This is a genomic window from Providencia sp., from assembly GCF_052096715.1.
Lineage (GTDB): Bacteria > Pseudomonadota > Gammaproteobacteria > Enterobacterales > Enterobacteriaceae > Providencia.
On the sequence record NZ_JBQDNB010000009.1, the window covers coordinates 108,641 to 134,199 of the forward strand.

Annotated in this window: 19 protein-coding genes; 11 read left to right on the top strand and 8 right to left on the bottom strand. The window is 39.4% G+C overall.

The annotated features are described in order from the left end of the window. Window positions 1–318 precede the first annotated feature (318 nt). A complete protein-coding gene (locus tag ACTH6U_RS09560; RefSeq protein WP_294105774.1) occupies window positions 319–1,674 on the top strand; it encodes an MFS transporter in 1,356 nt (451 codons plus the stop codon). A gap of 85 nt (window positions 1,675–1,759) precedes the next feature. Here the strand turns inward: ACTH6U_RS09560 and ACTH6U_RS09565 are convergent, their stop codons facing one another. From ACTH6U_RS09565 to ACTH6U_RS09575, 3 genes are all read right to left on the bottom strand, one after another. Beyond that, window positions 1,760–2,677, bottom strand: a complete 918-nt coding sequence (locus ACTH6U_RS09565; protein ID WP_294105772.1) for a hypothetical protein — start codon at window positions 2,675–2,677, stop codon at window positions 1,760–1,762. 163 nt (window positions 2,678–2,840) lie between these two features. Continuing rightward, window positions 2,841–3,854 carry a hypothetical protein gene (locus ACTH6U_RS09570; protein WP_441832082.1) on the bottom strand — a complete coding sequence of 338 codons (1,014 nt, stop codon included), beginning with the start codon at window positions 3,852–3,854 and terminating at the stop codon, window positions 2,841–2,843. Window positions 3,855–4,065: 211 nt separating this feature from the next. After that, window positions 4,066–4,482 (bottom strand): hypothetical protein, encoded by a 417-nt coding sequence (locus tag ACTH6U_RS09575; protein ID WP_441832083.1) that lies wholly within the window; start codon window positions 4,480–4,482, stop codon window positions 4,066–4,068. Window positions 4,483–4,895: 413 nt separating this feature from the next. Between ACTH6U_RS09575 and ACTH6U_RS09580 the strand changes: the two genes are divergently transcribed. The 7 genes from ACTH6U_RS09580 (at window position 4,896) to yegS (ending at window position 17,406) form a co-directional block, all read left to right on the top strand. Next, complete coding sequence (locus ACTH6U_RS09580) at window positions 4,896–6,164, top strand: MdtA/MuxA family multidrug efflux RND transporter periplasmic adaptor subunit (RefSeq protein WP_441832084.1); 1,269 nt, start codon at window positions 4,896–4,898, stop codon at window positions 6,162–6,164. Beyond that, window positions 6,164–9,286, top strand: a complete 3,123-nt coding sequence (locus ACTH6U_RS09585) for an MdtB/MuxB family multidrug efflux RND transporter permease subunit (protein ID WP_441832085.1) — start codon at window positions 6,164–6,166, stop codon at window positions 9,284–9,286. The genes ACTH6U_RS09580 and ACTH6U_RS09585 overlap by 1 nt, the downstream gene beginning before the upstream one ends. Next, window positions 9,286–12,387: a multidrug efflux RND transporter permease subunit MdtC gene (mdtC, locus tag ACTH6U_RS09590; protein WP_441832086.1), complete on the top strand. Its 3,102-nt coding sequence runs from the start codon at window positions 9,286–9,288 to the stop codon at window positions 12,385–12,387. The genes ACTH6U_RS09585 and mdtC overlap by 1 nt, the downstream gene beginning before the upstream one ends. Beyond that, window positions 12,377–13,768: a two-component system sensor histidine kinase BaeS gene (baeS, locus tag ACTH6U_RS09595; protein ID WP_441832087.1), complete on the top strand. Its 1,392-nt coding sequence runs from the start codon at window positions 12,377–12,379 to the stop codon at window positions 13,766–13,768. Before mdtC ends, baeS begins: the two co-directional genes overlap by 11 nt. A gap of 2 nt (window positions 13,769–13,770) precedes the next feature. Then, entirely contained in the window at window positions 13,771–14,463 is a 693-nt protein-coding gene (gene baeR, locus ACTH6U_RS09600; RefSeq protein WP_434719631.1) for a two-component system response regulator BaeR, read from the top strand. Window positions 14,464–14,675: 212 nt separating this feature from the next. After that, a complete protein-coding gene (gene trhP, locus ACTH6U_RS09605; RefSeq protein WP_294105753.1) occupies window positions 14,676–16,055 on the top strand; it encodes a prephenate-dependent tRNA uridine(34) hydroxylase TrhP in 1,380 nt (459 codons plus the stop codon). 451 nt (window positions 16,056–16,506) lie between these two features. Further along, window positions 16,507–17,406 (top strand): lipid kinase YegS, encoded by a 900-nt coding sequence (gene yegS, locus ACTH6U_RS09610; protein ID WP_434719067.1) that lies wholly within the window; start codon window positions 16,507–16,509, stop codon window positions 17,404–17,406. An 82-nt stretch (window positions 17,407–17,488) separates the two neighbouring features. Here yegS and thiD read toward each other — a convergent pair whose 3' ends face one another. The 3 genes from thiD to ACTH6U_RS09625 all read right to left on the bottom strand — a co-directional run bounded on the left by thiD (window position 17,489) and on the right by ACTH6U_RS09625 (window position 20,922). Continuing rightward, a complete protein-coding gene (gene thiD / locus ACTH6U_RS09615) occupies window positions 17,489–18,286 on the bottom strand; it encodes a bifunctional hydroxymethylpyrimidine kinase/phosphomethylpyrimidine kinase (protein WP_336429892.1) in 798 nt (265 codons plus the stop codon). 241 nt (window positions 18,287–18,527) lie between these two features. Then, a complete protein-coding gene (locus ACTH6U_RS09620) occupies window positions 18,528–19,394 on the bottom strand; it encodes a YjjW family glycine radical enzyme activase (RefSeq protein ID WP_441832088.1) in 867 nt (288 codons plus the stop codon). After that, window positions 19,366–20,922: a YjjI family glycine radical enzyme gene (locus ACTH6U_RS09625; RefSeq protein WP_434719070.1), complete on the bottom strand. Its 1,557-nt coding sequence runs from the start codon at window positions 20,920–20,922 to the stop codon at window positions 19,366–19,368. The genes ACTH6U_RS09620 and ACTH6U_RS09625 overlap by 29 nt, the downstream gene beginning before the upstream one ends. A 442-nt stretch (window positions 20,923–21,364) precedes the next feature. On the opposite strand from ACTH6U_RS09625, the gene pagP reads away from it, so the two are divergent. After that, window positions 21,365–21,940, top strand: coding sequence for a lipid IV(A) palmitoyltransferase PagP (gene pagP, locus ACTH6U_RS09630; protein ID WP_336429888.1), 576 nt, complete (start codon window positions 21,365–21,367; stop codon window positions 21,938–21,940). Between the two features lie 71 nt (window positions 21,941–22,011). Here pagP and ACTH6U_RS09635 read toward each other — a convergent pair whose 3' ends face one another. Continuing rightward, complete coding sequence (locus ACTH6U_RS09635) at window positions 22,012–23,385, bottom strand: amino acid permease (protein WP_294105739.1); 1,374 nt, start codon at window positions 23,383–23,385, stop codon at window positions 22,012–22,014. Window positions 23,386–23,581: 196 nt separating this feature from the next. Beyond that, the gene (gene mgrB / locus ACTH6U_RS09640) at window positions 23,582–23,728 is read right to left on the bottom strand and encodes a PhoP/PhoQ regulator MgrB (protein ID WP_336431509.1); all 147 of its coding nucleotides are present in this window, start codon (window positions 23,726–23,728) and stop codon (window positions 23,582–23,584) included. 332 nt (window positions 23,729–24,060) lie between these two features. Here mgrB and ACTH6U_RS09645 point away from each other — a divergent pair, with 332 nt between their 5' ends. Next, window positions 24,061–24,444, top strand: a complete 384-nt coding sequence (locus ACTH6U_RS09645; protein ID WP_336429886.1) for a helix-turn-helix domain-containing protein — start codon at window positions 24,061–24,063, stop codon at window positions 24,442–24,444. 249 nt (window positions 24,445–24,693) lie between these two features. Then, entirely contained in the window at window positions 24,694–25,515 is an 822-nt protein-coding gene (yidA, locus tag ACTH6U_RS09650) for a sugar-phosphatase (protein WP_441832089.1), read from the top strand. Window positions 25,516–25,559: the final 44 nt, after the last annotated feature.

A 25,559-nucleotide genomic window follows, 5' to 3' on the forward strand; every position in this document is an offset into this window, starting at 1 on the left:
TACGATCGTCTGCCAAATTGTTATTATTAACATCATATAATGTTATTTATCCTCACATTGAATGCTTAAACCATAAAAAATCAACTAATAAGAATGTTATGCTTGTTTTAACAGTCGAGGTTTACAGAATATGAAACTTTCTGCTATAAATGAGGGTATGCAAAAGATACACAGTATTAACTAGGTTCATCCATCCAACGTTTTATACCGCTTATCTGCACACAACTAATATTAATTAATCACTAATATATTTATTCAAAGCAAAAATAGCTTGTCATTTCCCATCAATATTTTTGGGTATTTTAGAAGGATAGTATTATGTCATCGCAAACAACCGGCCAGCCCTCGGCAAGACCCTTGGGTAAAGAAGATTATAAAACATTAGGCTTATCCTCATTAGGCGGAACCCTAGAATTTTATGATTTTGTTATTTTCGTCTTTTACGCAAAAATCATTTCTCAACTATTTTTCCCAGGAGACAATGAATTTCTTGCACTAATGGCGACGCTAGGTTTGTTTGCTGCGGGTTACCTTGCCCGTCCTCTTGGCGGTATTATTATGGCCCACTTTGGCGATAAAATTGGCCGTAAAAAAATGTTCACATTAAGTATTTTCTTAATGGCATTTCCGACCTTTGTTATCGGCTTTTTACCAACTTATGCCACGATTGGTGCAGCTGCACCTTTACTATTATTATTAATGCGTATTATGCAAGGCGCAGCAATTGGTGGTGAAATGCCAGGCGCTTGGGTCTTTATTGCAGAACATACCCCTAAACAACGTTATGGTTTAGGCGTTGGCACATTAACCTCGGGCATTACCGGTGGTATTTTGCTGGGCTCTATTGTCGCAATTATTATTGAACGTTCTTATACTTCACAGGAAGTTCATGAGTTTGCTTGGCGTATTCCTTTCATTCTTGGTGGTATTTTTGGTTTTATCTCTGTTTATTTGCGCCGTTTCTTACAAGAAACACCGATATTCAAAGAGCTAGCCGCAAAAAAAGCCTTATCTCAAGAGTTACCTGTAAAAACAGTCATTCGCTCTCATAAACAAGCTTGTATGATAACCGCAGCATTAACGTGGTCATTATCAACCGCGATCGTTGTTACAATTTTAATGACCCCTGATGTGGTGTTAAAGGGCATCTATAATATTGACCGTAATATTGCGCTGCAGGCAAACTGCGCTGCCACCTTAACGCTAACTTTAGGCTGTATTTTCTGGGGATGGCTAGGTGATAAAGCGGGTACTCGCGCATCAATGACTTTTTCTTGGGGCGGCCTTGCAGTAACAGCAATTTATTTTTACTCGTCTTTATCTACAGATATCGCAGCCAATACTTTGATTTTTAACTATGCCTTAATGGGATTCTTTGTGGGGGCTATTGCAACGACGCCGATTATCAGTACTCGTGCGTTCCCACCTGAGATTCGTTATTCTGGATTATCATTTGCTTATAATGTGGCTTATGCGATTTTCGGTGGATTGACCCCAATTTTGACAGGTGCTTGGTTACAACAATCCCATATGGCACCCGCTTATTATGTCGCAGGCGTATCATTGTTAGCAGTGGCTGTTGCTTATGTACCTCTTTCTTGGAAAGGGTGGACAGCCAACAGTTCTAAAATTGATGACGGTGCCAAGGTGTTAAATACCAGCACCACACATTAGTTAACCATACGTTTTAGTCGTGCAAAAAGCAGGGAAATACATTTTTCCTGCTTTTTTTATTCCTTTTTTCATGAATTTTAAGACATTAACTAAAATCAAAAATCAAAGGCGTATTATTTAAATATTCAGGTAATATTTTTTTATTATTAGGAGTTAACATTTCACTTTCATCAATGCTATTTATTAACGAACTTAGCATTTCAGCATAGATTATTTTATCATTGACAAAGGATTGTTCTCGATGATCCCTAGCAAATATTTTTTTTGACTTAGCATTATCTAAACTATTTTTTATTTTGATTCGTTGTTGTTCATAGCTTGCTTTCTCCGCTTTAAGTGAGTCCAGTTTCTCTGGATCAGTTTCTGTTTTAATTACCCGTGATAAAAAATTAATATCATTACTTAGTTCTATGTATTGATTACTATAACTAGGTCCTTTATAGGGTTTACCTGCTTCAATTTTGAGGTACTCTTTTTCTATTTGTCTTATTTTTTTTATCATTTGATGTAAATTTGATTTCAAACTGGCATTCATATTTGCTATTTTATTAACATTCCCGCTTAATTCTTCTGGCAATTTTTTTTTAAAATGATAGTTACCAATAGATACTTCCATATAATCTTTGATATATTCGTTATTATTAAAATCAAAACTCACTTCCTTTAATGCTTGATCTCTATCAGTCTTACAATGAAATCGACTTCTCGTACGCCGAATAAAATTGTCCACATGCAAAAAGGTAAAGTGCAATCTCTCGGTATTTTTAGTGAAATTATTTTCAATATTACTAATAGCCTTGCAGAGCTCATTATATATTATTTCATCTTTATATTTTTCAATCTGTTCTTTCATTACATTTATTTTAACTTCAAAAATTTCCTTATATTTTTCAATCCTGCTTTTTGTTTGTTTGATTTTATCTTCAAGATCAGATAACTTGATTTCTATGTTGGTTAATTTATTTATATTATTTTCTTCACTATCACTTTTCAAAAAGTCCATAAACGGAACTCCTTTTTATTTTCATTACACTCCCCTCTCCCTTATCAAATTAAATATTAGTAATTAAAGACTCTAAATCGATATACTTTGATTAAAAGGATGTAGTCAGACTATTTCATACCTTAATCATTAAATTAAGGTGCAGATAATAGATTATTGTAAATTAAAATACCGGCATTGCCATTTCAATAAAATTGAAATAATTAACAGTTGTTGTTTTAGAATCTATGCAACTTTTTTCTATTGAATTGAAACTACAGACAAAAGACTCTAATATCCCGATTTGCTTTTGTGAATCAACATCAGAAATAAACTCTTCTTTACTCTCCACCTTTTCTTGAGTAAAATTAAACTCTCCCGACTCTTCTTGAGTAACATTAGGCTCCCCCATTTCTTTTTCTAAATCAATTGATTCATACTCCATACGTACGATTCGGATAACCTCTAATTCACTTTCTATAGCTTCAATTTTTCTTTCTTTACGTTTAATAATACGATTATAATAAGCTATATTTTCTGAATCTTTATTGCTAACTTTAGCTTTTAACTCAATCAGTTCTTTAGATATTTTTTCTTTTTCATTAGAAAGAATACCCCTTTCAATTTTATAATCAACCTGTAGATTTTGATTGTAGTCATCTATATAAAAATTTTGCACGGCATTATCTAAATTAACAAGCAAAGAAGTAATCTCATTATATTTAGCATTAAAATGATGACAACTATCCGATATTTTATTCATTAATTCTTCTTTCTTCTTTGTCATTTTAGGCATTTCAATATATTTACTAACATCATCATCCACAGTTAAAGCTCTAGGCTCTGAGCTTAATTTTAATTGCTCTATTCGTGTATCAAAAAAATTAGTGCTATTTATGCTAGAGATATAATTTTCTATTTCTGCCTTTTGTTTTTTATAATCATATTCATAAGAATAATAGATATTCTCCATTTGGCTGATAATGGCTATATTTTTACTATATTCAACAAGACTTTCAGCATCATTCAATTGCTGATTTTTCTTTACGCCTTTTTCATATTTCTTAATATATTTCCATTGATTTCTTAAATGTTTTTCCATTTTATTATAATTTTTATTTGAATCTCTTTGAAACCTTAGGGCTTCAATTTTTAAATTAATAACATAATTGATTTTCACTTCATTACCATGCTTCATACTTTAAGCCTCATTTTTAGTTTTTTTGTTAATTTTTAATAATTAACCATTAGAAATTTTTCATTTAATGATATTTATTATTTTCCCTATCAAATTAAGATGTTAACAATTAAAGGACTTTAAATCGATGTATCTCAATTCAAGGGAAGTAGACAGATATTCTGCAGCCTTAATGATTACATTAAGGCTGCAAATAATAGGTTACTGAGAATTAAAATACAGCTAGTGGGCATTCAATAAATGATTCGGCATAGCTGACTGCTTTTTCAAAGTCCATGGAAACTGTTTCTACTTGGTTGATACTATTGGATGAAGACACTAACATTTCGATTTGCGCTTGATTGAGACCACTAAATGAAGACACTAATGTTTCAATTTTCTTATGTGAATCTACACCACAAGCAGCCACTACTTCAGTTGCCGATTCAGTCATTACTTCAATTGGCACTTCAGTCACTAATTCAGTCACTAATTCAACCGCTACTTCAGTCATTATTTCAATTGGTACTTCAATCACTACTTTATCCGTGCCCTTTTCTTCGTAAATATTAACTCCATGGTCAGTAGCTTTATGGGCAACAACTTCACGACCGAGACTCAATAAAGTTGTAATATCAAGAATATCCATTAATTAAATCCTTTTAAAGTTAGTTTAAGAAAATATTGTGTGGCCTTTCTGTAACGAGCATTTAAACAATATAATTCTCATATTCAATAAACTAATTTTTAATTTATATAATTCATTGTGAATTATATTTTAGCCCAATCAAGATAATGATAACTGGTTGAATTTAAACAAATAAAATGTTCACACTTTGATTTGGAGATATTCCTAAACTAGTTTTCTTCACTTACAAAGTGTTAACCAAACAATTATGTATATATAAATTGACACTAATTCATATTTCCTCCATTTTTCTTTGTACCTATCACGCTAAACTATTACTATGTTATTTGTGTAACTGACTCTTTTTCAGTTAGTTTTTTGCTCTAAAAACGAACTGACTTTATCCACTTTTTGCGTTGAGCGACTTACCCAAAATGAATAAACAAAATCGCCGTACTACTTTGACTCGCTGCGCTATCGTTGTTGCCATTATTGCGGCAGCTGGTGCAGGCTGGTATTTTTATCAACATAATAATCAAGCAGATACCTCAAATTCTGCCGCTGGAGCCAAGCCAAATCAGCAACAAAAACCCGGTACAGGCGGTAGACCACCACGCGTTTTAGCGCCCGTACAATTTGCGACCGCTGAAGAAAAAGTAGTGCCTAGATACTTATCTGGCCTTGGCACAGTACAAGCCGCCAATGTTGTGACTGTTACGAGCCGTGTTGAAGGGCAGCTAATGGCGCTTTATTTCACCGAAGGACAATATGTCAATGCAGGTGATTTACTAGCGCAAATAGATGCTCGCCCATTTGAAGTTCAATTAGCCCAAGCCGAAGGGCAATTAGCAAAAGACAAAGCTATTTTAGCCAATGCACGATTAGATTTAGCTCGTTATCAAAAATTGGCAGGCACCAAAGTTATTTCACAACAAGAGCTTGATAACCAAAAAGCGGCGGTTTTACAGGCCGAAGGCAGCATTAAAGTCGACCAAGCGGCCGTCGATAACGCCAAATTACAACTGACATACAGTAAAATTACAGCACCTATTTCTGGCCGTGTTGGTTTAAAACAAGTGGATACGGGCAATTTTATTTCAGCAGGGACATCCACACCTATTGTTGTGATTACACAAACGCAACCTGCTGATGTGTTATTCGCCCTGCCTGAAGGTGATATCCCCGCCATTCAACAAGCGCAGTCATCAAGTCAGAAAGTGATTGTTGAAGCATGGGATAGAAATAATATTGCCATGATTGCCGGTGGTGAGTTACTGAGTACGGATAACCAAATCGACCCAGCAACGGGTACATTAAAAATTAAAGCGCGTTTTACCAATGAAGAACAAAAACTTTTTCCAAACCAATTTGTGAATGTAAAAATGCAAGTTGAAACCCTACAGAATGCCGTCGTGATCCCAACAGCAGCATTACAAATGGGTAATGAAGGACACTACGTCTGGATACTCAGTGATGACAATAAGGTGACAAAACATAATGTGGTTGTCGGCATGCAAGATAGCCAACAAGTGGTCATTGAAAGTGGCTTAAGTGCTAAAAGTAAAGTCATTACTGATGGCGTCGATAAATTAACGGATGGCACCAGTGTTGAGGTTGTTAATCCAGGGCAAGTGGCGCGAAAATCAAAAGAGCCCAGCTCAGAAACAAGAAAAAATAATAGAAACAGCGCGGAGAAAGCGTAATGCAACCTGAAATGATGAAAGGTGGCGGCCCTTCTCGCATCTTTATTCTGCGCCCTGTCGCGACCACATTATTTATGGTCGCTATTTTACTTGCGGGTATTATTGGTTATCGTTTCTTACCCGTTTCCGCTTTACCCGAAGTTGATTACCCAACAATTCAAGTGGTGACGTTATATCCCGGCGCCAGCCCTGATGTCATGACCTCAGCGGTAACTGCACCACTCGAAACCCAATTTGGACAAATGTCTGGGCTTAAACAGATGTCCTCCCAAAGTTCAGGTGGCGCATCTGTTATTACGCTCATGTTCCAACTGACCTTACCGCTTGAAGTCGCTGAGCAAGAAGTCCAAGCGGCAATTAACTCGGCAACAAGTTTATTACCATCAGATTTACCCTACCCACCTATCTATAATAAGGTCAACCCTGCTGATCCTCCTGTTTTAACACTGGCAGTAACGTCTGATGCAATGCCGCTCACTCAAGTACAAGACATCATTGAAACGCGAGTTGCTCAAAAAATATCACAAGTTAATGGTGTTGGTTTAGTAACACTTGCTGGCGGGCAACGCCCTGCGGTTCGCGTAAATTTAAATCCCCAATCAATGGCAGCTAAAGGTTTAGATAGCGAAACGATCCGCAGTGCAATTAATAATGCCAATGTGAACTCCGCAAAAGGCAGTTTTGATGGGCCAACACGCTCGGTCACTCTTTCAGCTAACGATCAGATGAAATCCCTTGAGGACTATCGCAAGCTTATTATCGCATACCAAAATGGCGCACCCGTTCGCCTTGGTGATATAGCCACCATAGAACAAGGCGCTGAAAACGCCTACCTTGGCGCTTGGGCAAATACAGAACACGCAATTGTTATTAATGTTCAGCGCCAACCTGGTGCGAATGTGATAGAAACAACGGATACGATCCGTTCTTTACTACCTGAATTAATTGAAAGTTTACCAAAATCCGTCAATGTTGAAATTTTAACCGACCGCACTAGCACGATCCGCGCCTCGGTCAATGATGTGCAATTTGAATTACTATTAGCCATTGCATTGGTTGTTATGGTGATTTATTTATTTCTACGTAACGGTATTGCCACACTAATTCCCGGTATTGCGGTGCCCTTATCGCTAGTTGGCACATTCGCAGTAATGTATTTTTGTGGTTTTTCCGTCAATAACCTGACGCTAATGGCATTAACCATTGCTACAGGCTTTGTTGTCGATGATGCGATTGTTGTTATTGAAAATATATCACGCTATTTAGAGCAAGGAGATAAACCACTCGTTGCCGCATTAAAAGGTGCCGGCGAGATAGGCTTTACGATTATCTCACTCACATTTTCCCTTGTTGCAGTGCTAATTCCGCTATTATTTATGGGGGATATTGTCGGTCGCCTATTTAGAGAATTTGCGATTACCTTGGCAGTGGCAATTTTAATTTCTGCTGTGGTGTCGCTCACACTCACACCGATGATGTGCGCTCGCTTGCTAAAACCTGAATCTCAGCACAAACACAACCGTTTTGAGCTTGCCTGCGAACGCTTCTTCGACAAATTAGTTGCAGGGTATGCGATATGGCTTAAACGTGTTCTTAATCACCAGTGGCTGACGTTATCTGTTGCTTTAGGCACTATGGTACTGACCGTTTTGCTGTATATGTGGATACCTAAAGGCTTTTTCCCTTTGCAAGACAGTGGAATTATTCAAGGTTCGATTGAAAGCCATCAATCTATTTCATTTTCTGCTATGTCGCAGAAGCAGCAAGAAGTCGCCACTAAAATACTCGCTGACCCTGCCGTCGATAACGTCACCACATATGTGGGAGTTGATGGTAGTAATGCCACGTTGAACAATGCTCGCATTCAAATTACCTTAAAGCCGCTCGATGACCGTGAAGATCGGGTTAGCGCGATTATTACTCGCTTACAAAGCGCTGTAGATAATATTTCTGGCGTCAATTTATACTTGCAACCCATGCAAGATTTAACGATTGATACACAAGTCGCTCGTACACAATATCAATTTACACTGCAAGCAGGTTCCCTTGATGAATTAAGCACTTGGGTACCTAAATTATTGAATGAGCTTGAGAAACAACCTGAATTAACGGATATCAGTAGCGACTGGCAGAACAAAGGCTTAGTCGCTTATGTCAACGTTAATAGAGATACTGCTAGCCGTTTTGGTATTACCATGTCAGCGATTGATAACGCTCTGTATAATGCATTTGGTCAACGGATGATCTCAACCATTTATACACAATCGAATCAATATCGCGTCATTTTGGAGCACGATACCCAAACTCGGGATGGAATGGATGCATTAAATGATGTTCGCTTAAAAGGGACGGATGGTGCCATTGTGCCATTATCTACCTTAGTAAATATTAAAGAGGGTTATGGACCACTCTCTATCAATCATCTTGACCAATTCCCTGCGGTGACATTTTCATTTAATGTATCTGACGATGCTTCACTTGAATCTGCCGTTAAAGCCGTCAAAAATGCTGAAGCACAAATTTCGATGCCTAAATCGATTACCACTCAATTCCAAGGAGCGACTCTCGCCTTTGAAGCCGCACTCAGCAGTACTATTTGGTTAATTGCCGCCGCAATTTTAGCTATGTACATCGTATTAGGTATTTTATACGAGAGTTTTATTCACCCGATCACTATTCTCTCAACGCTACCAACTGCGGGCGTCGGAGCACTACTCGCATTAATGATGGCAGGTAAAGATCTCGATGTGATTGCCGTCATCGGTATTATTTTGCTAATTGGTATCGTGAAAAAGAACGCCATCATGATGATTGACTTTGCTCTCGCGGCCGAGCGAGATAAAGGCATGTCGCCTTATGATGCTATCTATCAGGCTTGCTTATTACGTTTTCGTCCAATCCTCATGACCACAATGGCAGCCTTGCTAGGTGCATTACCACTGATGTTAAGTACTGGTGTCGGCGCTGAATTACGTCAACCATTAGGAATTTGTATGGTGGGTGGTTTGATTATGAGCCAAATTTTGACGTTATTTACCACGCCGGTGATTTACCTGTTGTTTGACGGCTTATCAAACCGCTGGAAAACGCGTTCTCAAGCAAACAAGGCGCAGGAACTATAATGAAACGCTTTTTCGCTCTGTTTGTCAGTAGACCCGTTGCGACCACGTTAATTAGTGTGGCTATCACTCTTTGCGGTGCATTAAGCTTTATGTTCTTACCTGTGGCGCCTTTGCCACAGGTTGACTACCCCGTCATAAACGTGACAGCGTCACTTCCAGGTGCGTCACCTGAAACGATGGCCTCATCCGTCGCAACGCCCCTTGAGCGTTCTTTAGGCAGTATTGCGGGGATCAGTGAAATGACCTCCAGTAGCGCGCAAGGCCGCACAACCATCACCCTAGAATTTAATCTCGATAAAAATATTAATAATGCTGCGCGAGAAGTTCAAGCCGCTATCAATGCTGCACAATCTTTGCTCCCAAGTGGTATGCCAAGCCGACCGCGTTATTACAAATCGAATCCATCAGACGCCCCTATCATGATTTTGACACTGACGTCAAAAACCATGAATACCGGTGAAATTTATGATATTGCTTCAACGCGATTAGCCCAGCGGATCGCCCAAATTGAAGGTGTCAGTGAGGTATCTGTCGGTGGGGGCTCATTGCCTGCCGTACGCGTTGAACTTAATCCTACCGCATTGTTTAACCAAGGTGTTTCATTGGATGCGGTGCGCTCCGCGATTAGCAGTGCCAACGTTCGTCAGCCCCAAGGCTACATTAATAACGATGACAATCGGTATCAGGTACAAACAAATGACGAATTAAAAAAAGCAGCTGATTATCGCCCTATCATTGTTCATTACAATGCCGGTAATGCGGTCAAACTCAGTGATGTGGCTGTCGTTAAAGACTCTGTTGAAAACGTTCGAGCTGCCGGTATGGCCGGTGGGGAACCCGCTATTTTGATTGTGATCCGCCGCGAAGCTGGCGCTAATATTATCGAGACCGTCAATCGTATTCGCGATGAGTTACCTGAATTTAGAGACATGATCCCTGCGGCGATTAATTTAGAAGTTGCCCAAGATAGAACACCGACAATCAGAGCCTCTCTTGCCGAAGTCGAGCGCGCATTATTAATTGCTATTGCCCTCGTCATATTGGTTGTTTTACTGTTCTTACGTTCTGGGCGTGCAACCTTAATCCCTGCTATTGCAGTGCCAGTTTCGCTTATCGGTACATTCACCGCCATGTATCTGTGCGGTTTTAGCCTAAATAATCTCTCGTTGATGGCATTAACGGTAGCAACGGGCTTTGTTGTCGATGATGCCATTGTCGTACTCGAAAATATTTCACGACACATCGAAAATGGGAAAAAGCCCTTTATTGCAGCGATTAAAGGGGTTCATGAAGTCGGTTTTACCGTCGTTTCTATGAGTATTTCGCTTGTCGCTGTTTTCATTCCATTATTATTAATGGATGGATTAGTGGGTCGATTATTCCGTGAATTTGCTATCACCCTCGCCACCGCTATTGGGATTTCATTGGTTGTCTCTTTGACATTGACCCCCATGATGTGTGCTTATTTGCTCAAAAAGCGAGGTAATAAAACCAAAGCAAAAAATCGCGGTTTTGGTCGAGTACTTATGCGCTTACAAGAAAGTTACGGTGTCACATTAAATTGGGTGCTGTCTCATCGCCGTAGTGTGTTAGCTATTTTATTTATGACTATTGGGCTAAATGTTTACCTCTATATTGCGATCCCTAAAGCCTTTTTCCCTGAGCAAGATACGGGACGCATCATGGGCTTTGTTCGCGCAAACCAAAGTATTTCGTTTCAATCCATGAAACAGAAAATGACCACTTTTATGCAGCAAATCAATGCGGACCCCGCGGTCGATAATGTGACCGGATTCACCGGAGGTAGCCGTGTGAATAGCGGTTTCATGTTTATTTCATTAAAAGATCTTAATGAACGAAATGAAAGCGCAACCAGTGTCATGAACCGCTTACGAATCAAACTGGCTAATGAGCCCGGTGCGAATTTATTTATGATGCCCGTTCAAGATATTCGGGTCGGTGGACGGCAAGCCAATGCCAGTTATCAATTCACGCTACTGGCCGATGAATTATCTGCGCTACGAGATTGGGAACCAGCCATTCGTAAAGCACTCGGAGAATTACCGCAACTGACCGATGTTAACTCAGATAAAGAAGATAAAGGTGCTGAAATGGCGCTGACCTATGATAGAGATCTGATGGCGCAGTTAGGTATAGATGTCCGCGAGGCCAATAATTTACTGAATAATGCCTTTGGTCAACGTCAAATCTCAACCATTTATGAAGCGATGAATCAGTATAAAGTGGTAATGGAAGTTGCTCCTGAATATACCCAAGATGTCAGCTCATTAGATAAAATGTTTGTGATTAACAGCCAAGGTCAAGCAATCCCGCTATCCTACTTTGCACGTTGGGAGCCGGCAAATGCGCCGTTGAGTGTCAATCACCAAGGGCTATCAGCCGCATCAACCATCGCATTTAACGTGGCTGACGGTTATACCCTTGATGACGCGATTTCTGAAATTGAAAAAACCATGACAGCTTTAGGCGTGCCTTCCGCAGTGCGTGGCACATTTGCGGGTACTGCGCAGATATTCCAAGATACGTTAAAATCGCAATTATTTTTGATTTTTGCCGCTATTGTGACGGTTTATTTAGTGCTTGGTATTCTCTATGAGAGCTATATTCATCCACTCACCATTTTATCAACGTTACCGTCAGCAGGGGTTGGCGCATTACTGGCACTTGAATTATTTGACACACCATTTAGTTTAATTGCCCTCATCGGCATTATGCTATTGATAGGTATCGTCAAGAAAAATGCCATCATCATGGTTGATTTTGCTATTCAAGCTCAACGAAATGCCGGATTAACCGCTCGTGAAGCTATTTTCCGTGCAAGTTTATTGCGTTTTCGCCCTATCGTCATGACAACCTTAGCTGCCATCTTCGGTGCATTACCGCTTGTCTTAGGCAGCGGTGATGGCGCTGAGTTACGTCAACCTCTTGGGATCACTATTGTCGGTGGGTTAATTATGAGCCAGTTATTAACTCTGTTTACAACGCCGGTCGTTTATCTCAGTTTCGATAGCCTAAGACAACGTTTCGCACGAAAAAATAAGCTGACCGATAAAGCACCGGAGGCAAATAATGAAGTTTAGGTTAAATAGCGTCAGCACACGCCTTTTCCTAGCCATTTTCGCAACATGCTTATTATTAGTGGTCACGATGCACCAAGGGGTGCGAATGAGCTTTCAGCACGGCTTTCTTGGCTACATCAAAGAAAATGACCAGCAGCGTGCAGAGCTTATTTCAAGTGCATTAGCCGAACAATATGAACTCTCCGGAAATTGGATGTTTTTATTAAGCAATGACCGCGCTTTTTTCAATATATTGCGTGCAGTTGAACATCAACATCGCAATAGCAAACCCAATAATCATAAGCGCTGGCGTACAGTTTTTTGGGTTTATGACAACAAAGATCGGTTAATTTTTGGTCGTGATGTTCCCTTACCTAACAATGTTATTCGTGAGCCCGTAGTCACGGGTAATGGGGATACCGTGGGTTGGTTAGTCGCGAGCTATGAAAATGGTATCAATAACGAGCTTGATCAACGCTTTGATGAACAACAACTGTATACCAGTTGGATTATCGCCGGTCTTTCCCTCTTTGTTGCTCTGATTGCGACCCTATTCCTTGCCCGTGGATTTTTAAGGCCAATCAAACGGCTATTGGAAGGCACCAACCAACTTGCGAGAGGCGACTTTTCTGCTCGAGTTCCCGATGTGGGGCGTGATGAGCTCGGCCAATTAGCCAAAGATTTTAATCATCTGGCCTCAACACTTGAAAAAAATGAACAAATGCGCCGCGATTATATGGCCGATATTTCTCATGAATTACGTACGCCATTATCGGTATTACAAGGTGAATTGGAAGCGGTGCAAGATGGGGTTCGTCAAGCAACGCCCGAAACCATTAACTCTCTCTTAATGGAAACGCAAACGCTTATTAAACTGGTTAATGACCTCCACCAGCTGTCGCTCTCAGATAGAGGTTCATTAGTTTATCGTAAACAACCTGTTGATATCATTCCTCTTATTGATATGGCTATAGGTCAAGCCCGCTGGCGATTAGAAGATAGAAAATTGACCTTAGAACGTCATTTTATCGAGCAATGCATTGTTTTTGCTGATCCTGACCGTCTTACCCAGCTATTTTATAACTTAATGGAAAATAGCCTACGTTATACCGACCCTATGGGTAAAATTATCATTCAGGTGACACAAGAAAATAACCAACTGGTCATTAACTGGGAAGATAGCGCCCCCGGATTAACAGTAGAGCAATGTAACCATCTATTCGAACGTTTCTACCGAGTGGATGAATCGCGTAATCGCGCCAGTGGTGGTTCCGGTTTAGGGCTAGCGATTTGCTATAATATTGTTGAGGCGCATAATGGCAGCATAAAAGCAAGCTCGTCTGATTTAGGCGGCGTACGCATTACCGTTCGGCTACCTATCCCATCGAAGGAAAAAGAATAGTGATAACAACTGACTCAACCAGTGCACATGTTCTCATCGTCGAAGATGAACCAAAACTTGGACAACTTTTATTTGATTACCTACAGGCGGCGGGCTACTTACCCGCCTTACTTGCTCGAGGCGATGAAGTTATCGATTATGTGCAAGCCACACCACCTGATTTAATTTTACTGGATTTAATGTTACCAGGAATGGACGGACTAGCGGTTTGTCGTGAACTGCGCAAATTTAGTGAAGTCCCCATCGTCATGGTGACAGCAAAAACAGAAGAAATTGACCGCTTATTAGGTTTAGAAATTGGTGCGGATGACTATATTTGTAAGCCTTTTAGCCCACGGGAAGTAGTCGCTCGAGTTAAAACAATTTTACGCCGCTGCCAACGGACTATTACACCTGAAAAAAATCATACACAATTAATTATTGATGAAAATGCCTACCAAGTTCGTTATGGCGATAAACTTTTAGAATTGACCCCAGCTGAATTTCGTCTATTAAAATTCATGTCTGATAATACGGGTACCGTATATTCACGCGATCAACTATTAGATATTTTATATGATGACCACCGCGTGGTGACTGATAGAACAATTGATAGCCATGTCAAAAACTTACGACGAAAATTGGAATATCTGGATAACGAAAAAACATTTATTCGCTCAATTTATGGATTAGGCTACAGATGGGATGAATACTGATAAATTACCCTTTTATTTGATAACAAAATTATAACCTTATTTTTTACAAGGGAAATTTGGCATTTCCCGATTTTAGCGTTAAAATCCCCCTTCATTTTATTATGTACCTAAATAATTCAAGATATCTATCACCGATGTAACTTGAATTTTAATAGGTATAAATACTGACTCTATTGAGTGAGTACTGACCTGACATCAGACTGAGAATTATCATGTTTACACCCGAATTATTATCCCCAGCAGGTTCTTTGAAGAACATGCGTTATGCCTTCGCCTATGGTGCTGATGCTGTTTATGCGGGACAACCTCGCTACAGCCTACGTGTTCGCAACAACGAATTTAACCATGAAAATCTAGCTAAAGGCATTCAAGAAGCCCATGACCTTGGCAAGAAATTTTATGTGGTCGTCAATATCGCACCACACAATGCCAAACTAAAGACCTTTATCCGCGATTTAACACCTGTGATTGAAATGGGTCCTGATGCCTTAATTATGTCTGACCCCGGATTGATCATGATGGTGCGTGAAGCCTTCCCTGAAATGGACATTCACTTATCCGTACAAGCGAACGCAGTTAACTGGGCATCGGTCAAATTCTGGAAACAGATGGGACTCACCCGCGTTATCTTATCTCGCGAACTTTCTCTTGATGAAATTGCAGAGATTCGTCAACAAGTTCCTGAAATGGAATTAGAGGTTTTCGTTCACGGTGCCCTGTGCATGGCCTATTCAGGTCGTTGTTTGCTTTCCGGTTATATTAATAAGCGTGATCCTAATCAAGGGACTTGTACTAACGCATGTCGCTGGGAATATAAAGTTCAAGAAGGCAAAGAAGACGAAATTGGCAATATCGTCCATGTCCATGAACCTATTGCGGTGAAAAATGTAGCACCGACGCTTGGTGAAGGTACACCGACAGATAAAGTCTTCATGTTAGAAGAAGCCATGCGCCCAGGCGAGTATATGACCGCCTTCGAAGATGAACATGGCACTTACATCATGAACTCAAAAGACTTACGAGCTATTGAACATGTTGAAAATCTAACAAAAATGGGTGTTCACTCCCTCAAGATTGAAGGTCGTACTAAATCTTTTTATTATTGCGCACGCACTGCACAAGTTTATCGCCGTGCCATTGATGATGCAGTTGCTGGTAAACCTTTCGACCCGACCTTATTATCAACACTAGAAGGTTTAGCTCATCGTGGCTATACAGAAGGTTTTTTGCGCCGCCATACCCATGATTCATATCAAACCTATGAATACGGCTATTCTGTTTCCGATACTCAACAATTTGTCGGGGAATTTACCGGTAAGCGAGTTAATGGTCTTGCTGAAGTTGATGTGAAAAATAAATTTAGTGTCGGCGATAGTTTAGAAATGATGACGCCTGCGGGCAATATTGTCTTTACCTTAGATTCACTAACCAACCGTAAAGGTGAATCGATTGAGGTTGCTCCGGGGAATGGCCATATTGTCTATCTACCAATTCCTGACGATGTTGATGTCAGTTTTGGTTTGTTAATTCGTAATTTACCAGGAACAACAACCCGTGATCCTCATCTAGCAGATGCCGCGGCCAAAGCCTAACGACTAAAAATAACCCATTAGCCAAAAGTTCATATCTAGCTTAATTTATTGCTAGCTGATTGAATTTTTGGCTTTTTGTTATTAAAAAATAGATTAATGTCTTATTAACCTAACATTTCATGCGATAGTCCATATGAGAACCATTCTCGTTATTGACAACTTAGTGTAAAAGTGCACTGAATATCTAATTTTATGCAATAGATCACATCAATTGGCTATTCAATATCGTATAGTCACTATCGAAAACGAAGAACTAGAAAGTCGTAAAATAAGACTAGGAACCACCTCCTTGGCTAGCTCAATCTCCCTTGAGCTAGCCATTTCTTTTATCTACTCTTCGATCCACGTTTTATCTCTCTCCCTTCTGTAAAAATAATGCAAATATTCCCTTTTCTCACCACAAAGCCTTTATACTTTTAATTAAGATAAAACGAATAAGGAAAACTTGCGTATGAATAACCTCCCATCAGCTATGATTATTCTTAATGGCAAGCAATCAGCTAACCCTGAGCTTCGTAAGGCAATTACTCATCTTCGCGATGAAGGACACACAATTATCGTACGCATCCCTTGGGAGCCTAAAGATACCGATGTGTTTATTGAACAAGCACTCACCCAAGGAATCGATACCATTGTTGCAGCGGGCGGTGATGGCACCATCAACGCGATTTCCTCCGCTTTAATGAAACTGCCCGCCAAGAACCGTCCAATTATGGGTATTTTACCCATGGGAACCGCCAATGATTTTGCCACGAGCGCAAATATCCCGGCTGATATCGAACAAGCTCTCGCTTTAGCGGTAAAAGGAAAAGCCGTGGAAATTGACTTAGGCCAAGTCAATGAACATTATTATTTTATGAATATGGCAACCGGTGGTTTTGGTACACGCATTACCACGGAAACACCCGAAGCATTAAAATCAGCTTTAGGTGGTGCAGCATATGTAATTAATGGATTATTGCGCCCTGATACATTGAAAACGGATATCTGTAAGATTGAAGCTGACAATTTCAGTTGGGAAGGCGAAACGTTAGTCGTTGCTATCGGAAATGGCCGCCAAGCCGGCGGTGGTCAGCAATTAACACCTGCGGCGCTAATTAATGATGGCGTTTTAAATCTATTAATTGTGCCCGCAAGAGATGTGATACCCGCTTTACTAACTAATCTATTTTCTTCTGATAAAAATCAGCATCTCATTGAAAAAACCAGCACATGGATAAAAATTTCATCGCCTCATAATATGGTTTTAAACCTCGATGGTGAGCCACTTTCTGGGGATAATTTTACCTTTACATTGATCCCCAATGCATTGCGTTGTCGGCTACCACCACAATGTAATTTATTACTGTAGTGAGCCTTTTTCTTAACAATATTGCATTTACGTAATCGCCCTCATTTCTCATAGCACTACATTATTAGAGGGCGGTTACCTATTACCACCAAGCATGGAAATGATGAACAGGACCTATCCCCCGCCCAACTTCTAGACTATCTGCTTGTTCTAGCGCAGCTTGTAAATAGGCTTTAGCTTCCACTACAGTCGTCTGCCAATCAATATAACGAGGTCTAAGCGCAGCTAATGCGGCAGAGAGCGTACAACCAGTTCCATGCGTATTTTTTGTATTTACCCTCGGTGAGGTAAATCGCCATTCACCTTGTCTGGTAATAAGCCAGTCAGGGCTTTGTGCATCACTTAAATGACCACCTTTCATTAAAACAGCCTGACAACCTAAGTCTAATAATTGATAACCTTGGCTCAGCATTTGGCTTTCAGTTTCAGCCATTTTTTGATTCAACAATACTGCCGCCTCTGGCAAATTAGGCGTAATCAAAGAAACTGTAGGTAATAATTCTTGGCGCAATGCATCAACTGCATCGGGCAGTAATAACGGATCGCCACTTTTTGCAACCATGACGGTATCGAGAACAATATAAGGAATTGAATATTGCTTTAAAGCCTCAGCAACTACAAAGATATTGCGTTGATTTGATAACATACCAATTTTAGCGCTATCGATTCGAACATCACTCAATACAGACTCAAGTTGCGCGGCAACAAATTCTTCTGGCAAATTATGGACAGACTGAACCCCAAGGGTATTTTGCGCGACCAATGCCGTAATGACACTTGTTCCATAAGCACCTAACGCAGAGAATGCTTTTAAATCTGCTTGTATACCTGCGCCCCCTGAAGGATCAGTTCCGGCTATGGTTAGCGCATTGACTCTCATTAATTGCCACTCCTATTCATATACTGGGTGATTATTTAAGTTTAGAAATCATAACCTTCAACTTTACCGTTTAACATTCTCAACGCATTTCAGTTATGAATAAAAAAGCGTATTAAATCAGATAATAAGATTTACTTGATTGTCGCACATGTTTTCACAAATACCAGTATTTCCCACTCGCTATTTTTACTGAGGGAAAACTTAATTGAAAATAGGCTAAATTTATTTGAAGGGATAGAAATTACAAATAGACATTAGGTAAATGTAGATTGGTCACACCGCGGCCACGTAATGATTGGGCAAAAGATTCAATTTCAACTTGCTTTGCCGCTGGCCAACTTGCGGCTTCGTTGGTGACACCATGATTTTGAAAGGCATTGATTTTAATTCGTGTAGACGAAGAAAGTTGACGTAAAAACGCGGCTAAAACATCAATATTTTCGAGATAATCCGTTTGATTAGGAATAAATAACAAACGTAATTCGTATAATTTTCCGGCTTGCGCTAATAAATTAATACTATCAAATACTTTCTGATTATCTCTACCCGTGAGTTTTAAGGCGCATTCATTCCCCCACGCTTTTAGGTCGATCATGACACCATCGGTATTCGGTAATACTTTATGCCATCCAGAGGATGATAAATGTCCATTACTATCAATAAAACAGGTCAAATGAGACAGAGTTGGTGACTGTTTTATCTCATTAAATAAATTGATAATAAAAGGCAGTTGTGTCGTAGCTTCCCCGCCACTGATAGTAACGCCATTAAGGAAAGCGACATTCTTCGTTAAACTTTGAATCATACTGTCGACACTAAGCTGCTTCGTCATCGGGCTGGCGTTTTTGGTACAAGTTTGCAGGCAAGTATCACATTGCTGACACGCGATGTTATCCCATACCACTTTGCCCGCGATTAAAGATAATCCACCATGTGGACAAGTGGGAACACAATCCCCACAGTCGTCACATAGCGCCATAGTATAGGGGTTGTGGCAATTCAAACAGCGCAGATTGCATCCTTGCAAAAATAACACTTGCCGATTACCAGGCCCATCGACACAAGAAAATGGAATCAGTTTATTGAGTGTAGCGCATCGATTGCTCATGGCTTATCACTCGTTGTTGACGCGACTGAATTTTGCAATTTTTTGTTGCTTCATCCCCTAACCACGTAGTGTTATTTCTTGAACCTTCCGTTTTAAATTTCTCAATATCCGATAATCTCACCATATAGCCGGTGACGCGTACTAAATCATTATTCGCAACATTAGCCGTGAACTCGCGCATACCATGACTAAAGGCCCCTTTACAGAGCTGTAAAAGTGCTTGAGGATTTTGTTTGATAGTTTCATCAATAGTCAGAATATCACTGATCCCCGACACATAATATTGATGGTGAGGTGCAACCGTCATGATATGAGAAACTGGATCAGGCTCTTCACCATAAGGAATACGTGCACCTGGCGTTGTCTCACTATCAGAACTAATACCTGATTGTGCATGCAACATCGCTTTATGATTAAAGCCATATTTAACAGGAGTGGATTCAACGAAGTCCGCTAATTGTTCACTAATTTGATAAGCAAGAGGTAATGCCGGTGAGTCCGGTGCATAAAGATTTGTGGTGCCCTCTTTTTCCATCAAAATATTGACTGCTTCTGCTAAGCCATAAATACCAAACATCGGGGCAAAACGTTCGGGTGCAATCAACCCTTCATGTACAAGGAAACTTGTTTGAAAGAAATTAGACTCTTCGTATAAGAAAGCCGTTCGTTTCTCAATCAATTCCATTTGCAGATCACAATACTTTTTCAATTGCACAGTTAAAAAATCGGTAGAATTTTCACTACGCAAGGCGACCTCGCGTAAATTGATACGCACCAACGTGCTACCGCCCCCTGCTATAGGAAGTGAATTATAACAACTAACTATGCCATAACCTTTTTCATCAAACGCTGCGCTGTGAATAATATCGTTAGCAATATGCGGTTTGCTACATTCACAAATATTTTCGATAGCCTGTAAAAATAGCGATTCAGGCGTGCGTTGTGGGTGATATACAAAGGTTAAATTTGGTGCGACCTGTTTAAGTTCAGCATCGATGCGTAAAATCAGACGACAAATAATATTATCTTCAGGCCCAATATTGGCATGCATAAAGGCATCAGGTAGCGTACGGTCAAGCATAACCCAAAACCGTTTTAGCTTAGGATATAGTTGTTCTTCAGTATAATTTGCAACGTATGGCATTAACAATCTATCTAAATACCCAAGAAAAACTGGAAATCCGGTTACTGAAGGCACGTGATGATACAGGATCATCAAATGATTAAGTGCATCATCAAAATCTTCCGCTGGTGCTAATTCTAGATAGGCAGAACCCAGTTGTAGAAAACGCTCATAATCAGGCAGTACATAGCGAGGTTTATACGGCGCATGACCTTCATACATGTCACAAATAACACGTGTATCCAAAGCAGTTTTCAACGGTTCGCTTAATGCTAAATAAGGAATATTATTTTCAGCTTCTAATGCCAGAAAATTAGCTTTCTGTTTTGGCGATAACAAGGTATCAGTAGCAATGGACAAACACTTGGCTTGGTATTCGGTTAATACGTCGTGACGCTTCATCATATCAATGCCTCTGTATTTTTAATTGGCGCTTAAAAGCGCTAATACAATCAAAATCAACATTGCAGCAAGAACCTACTGCTCATTGCTGCTACTTAATATCACCATTTCAGCGCATTGCTACTTGCTAGTATTTGATTTGAATCATCATTACTGGAGTTGCTCTCAATTTATTTTTTAAATTGACGCATTTATTGGTTTCTTTGACTTAAATGGGTAGACAACAAGAGACTTACATTCATTTTTAGGTAATAAACTATTTTGACGCGTTTTTTAAACCATTGTGCTACATAATGCAATAAATGCTGTCATCTTCCATTTATCTTATTTAAAATAATGTTTATTCATAATAATTACAAAAATGCTAATATAATCATTATTAGCAAGCCGATTATCTTCATCAATATAAAATTTTTATCCAAAAGATAAACAAGACGGATTTACAATGAGAGTAACTAAAAATATACAATCAGTAGTCGCTAAATCACTACTCGTGACGACTATCATCTGCACATCGTCAACTGCATTAGCTGAAGAGCAGTCCACAGGGCTATGGGACAAATTTACTAATAATGTTAGTACGACTTGGCAGTCTGACAACTACGAACTTTATGTTCCTGCTTTCACATGGCATAACCGCTTTACTTACGATAAAAAGAAAACGGATAGCTACAATGAACAACCATGGGGCATTGGTTTCGGTAAATATCGTTTTGATGAAGATAATGATTGGCACGCCCTATACGCGATGATGTTTAAAGATTCACATAATAAATTTGAGCCTATTGTCGGATATGGCTTCCAAAAAATGTGGATACCCGGTGAGCTAGATGGTTTTCGCATGGGTGCGGGTTTTACATTAAGTATTACAGCTCGTGATGATTATCACTATATTCCCATACCTGTTCCACTGCCATTAGTGTCAGTGGAATATGATAGGCTATCTCTACAAGCAACCTATATTCCTGGTACCTACAATAACGGTAACGTGTTATTTGCCTGGTTACGCTGGCAGTGGTGATCTTAATTAAATAAAAAATGGCCGGAGATTAAATCTACCGGCCATTTTTTTATTTTACATTTCAAGCACTTTTATTTTGCCGTATCATCAGCTAAATTTTGTTTTTTAGTTCCTGAAAACTGATAACCAATCCACAGTACCGCAATCCACAATGGCATAATCAGCACTGAGACTCGTAATCCATCCATCATCAAAATAATGATAAGGATCAGCGAAAGGAAAGCTAAGCACAAGTAATTTCCATAGGGATACCAAATACTTTTAAACTTAGTTTTAACCCCATCCTTGTCCATTGCAGCTCTAAATTTCAAGTTAGAAATACAAATCATAATCCAGTTGATCACTAACGTGGTCACCACTAAGGACATCAATAACTCAAAGGCACGCCCTTCCATCACAAAGTTTATTAAAATACCACCCGAGGTCGCAATACCTGAAATAACTAAAGCCATGACAGGTACACCGCCTTTATTGACTTTCGCCATAAACTTAGGGGCATTACCTTGTTGAGCAAGGCCATATAACATGCGGCTAGTGCAATACGCACCACTGTTATAAACCGACAGTGCCGCAATTAATATCACCACATTCAATGCGTTTGCTACAAGCAAGTCACCTAGCTCGTGGAATATCAACACAAATGGACTGGTTTTTCCATCAAGGTCGACCCATGGAAATAGCGCCAGTAACACAGCAAGTGAACCGATATAAAATATTAAAATACGGTAAACAACTTGATTAATCGCTTTAGGAATGCTTTTTTCTGGATCTTCCGCTTCAGCGGCGGTGATCCCGACGAGTTCTAATCCACCGAAAGAGAACATTATGATGGCGAGAGCCATAAATAAACCCATAGAGCCTTTAGCAAAAAATCCGCCATATTCCCATAAGTTACTGACTTTCGCTTGAGGGCCACCATGACCACTAAACAATAAATAACAACCAAAAATAATCATTGCCACAACAGCGACAACTTTAATCAATGCAAACCAGAATTCAGTTTCGCCATAAGAACGAACATTCACTAAATTTATGGCATTTACTGCAATAAAAAAGACAGCCGCAGAAACCCAAATAGGGAGTTCTGGCCACCAATGTTGCATATATTTGCCTGCGGCTGTCAGTTCTGTCATTCCAACCAGAATAAACATTACCCAGTAATTCCAACCGGATAAGAAGCCTGCAAAACCACCCCAATATTTATATGCAAAATGACTAAATGAACCTGCAACGGGCTCTTGTACAATCATTTCCCCTAACTGACGCATGATCAGAAAGGCAATAAAACCACACAATGCATATCCTAACAATACAGATGGCCCTGCCATTTGTATTGTTGTCGCTATTCCAAGAAACAGCCCTGTACCAACAGCGCCCCCCAAAGCAATCAATTGGATGTGTCTATTTTTTAATCCACGCTTTAGCGTTTGTTGCTGTTGCGCCATAACTTTACCCTTTTCGTCCTGTTACTTGCTTGTTATCGTCCAAAGTCGTGATAATCGATAAGTTTATTTGAATTCTCTGATTAACACTACTTAAAAGCTGATTTAGTCCTTGTCTTTATTTTTCATAATATTACACAATAGCCATTATTGATAATGATGACGACAAAATATCAGCATGGCGTATTAAAAAACAAATTCAAAACGGTAACAAGTCTGTTATGCGACAGATACCAAAGATAAAGTTCTCCCCCCCCTGATCGCAGAGGCTATCCATGGCTAAAAGATAAAGAAATACACAGATAATGATGATACTCACGATAAATACTAGCTTTCTTCCAAACACCGATATTCCTTAAAACTTTCACTGATGATTTTTCTTACTCAAATGATTACAATGTTAAAACTTCAGAAGCTTTAGTTGGTATCACTTAAGAATCACCTGTAATACATTCAGAAAATGAATACTACCCTAAGCCCTTGATTGAAATTTGAGGAAAATGAGCATTTCACGTATTTTCATAAAATAACTGTTCATTTTAACCGCAATCAAGCATTAACTTATTCTGATTGTGCTTTTTTTATTCAAAAAATGGATGATACCGCACAAGCAGCCTTTGTCATGGTGAAATGAAGTTGTGTATACTTCGGTTACCGTAAAACTAGAAATAATTTGAGATGCCACAAGATAATCATTTAGCACTTGTCTATGCTTTGAGTAAATGGATAGAAGAACACTTAGGCCGAGTTATTCACTTAGAAGAGCTTGCCGCCTACTCTGGCTATTCACTTTGGCATATGCAAAAAATATTCAAAGAAGTGACTGGAATTTCGTTGGGAAAATATATTCGCCAACGTCGCCTCGCTGGCGCAGTTAACCTACTAAGAAACAGTACCCAATCTATTTTTGATATTGCCTTAGATTTTGGATTTGGTTCACAATCACATTTTACTTACATGTTCCGTAAAGAATATGACATTACACCATTTGATTTTAGACAAAATGAGCAAATTTATTTAGAAGTTAAGCAACCTTTACATCTAACCCATGAATACGAGTGAATATGTTTAATCGCATTAAAATCCCCTGTCTGACATTTTAATGCGCTAAGCCATCATCATTTCCATGGGACAAGAAGCGATCACAATAGTATTGAGCCACAGCAGTAATAAACAATGGATATTGAACAAGCGCTTTAAAACGTGCTGTTCAATCACACTTATTACTACACGACAGTTCTGTGTCAATTTACATTTTTAATATTTAGAGTAAGGTATTTGGATAAAAACTCTCAATTATAGGAGGCGTTGATGTCTATCAAACTAGTCGCTATTGATTTAGATGGTACCTTGCTAAATTCGCTACACCAAATATCCCCAGCAGTTAAAGCCGCTATCGCGCAAGCTAAACAAAAAGGCATACAGGTCATTCTCGCTTCCGGCCGTCCTTATACCGGCATTCAACCCTATCTAAAAGAGCTTGGCCTTGATACTGCAAATGATTATTGCATCAGCAATAACGGTAGTGTCATCCATCAAGCCCATGATGGTAGCCACTTAGTTGAAAATCTATTAGATTTTGCTGACTATCTTTACTTTGAAGAGCTATCACGAAATATTGGTGTTCATTTGCACGCCCTTGCAGATAATACAATGTTTACGGCTAATCGACATATAAGTCACTATACTATTCATGATGCTTATTTAACCAATTCTCCGCTTGTTTACTGCCCAGTTAATGAAATGGAATCATCGCTAAAATTTACCAAAATCATGATGATTGATTGCCCAGAAAAATTAGACATCGGTATCAGTTATATTCCAGAAAATACGTACGAAAATTACTCATTAATTAAAACTAGCCCCTATTACCTCGAAATATCGAACAACACGTCAAATAAAGGGACTGCGCTACAAGTTATCTGTGAAAAACTGGGTATCACTCCAGATAAAGTCATGAGTATTGGTGACCAAAATAACGACATTCAAATGCTAAAGTATGCGAGTGTTTCAGTTGCGATGGGTAACTCACAGGAACATATTCAAAAATTGGCTAAGTTTGTGACAAAAACGAATGATGATGACGGCGTTGCCATCGCAATCAATAAGTTTATTAATCCCGAAAACCAATAACGTTGACAATCATTATCACGCTCGTATTAACGAGCGTTTTACGG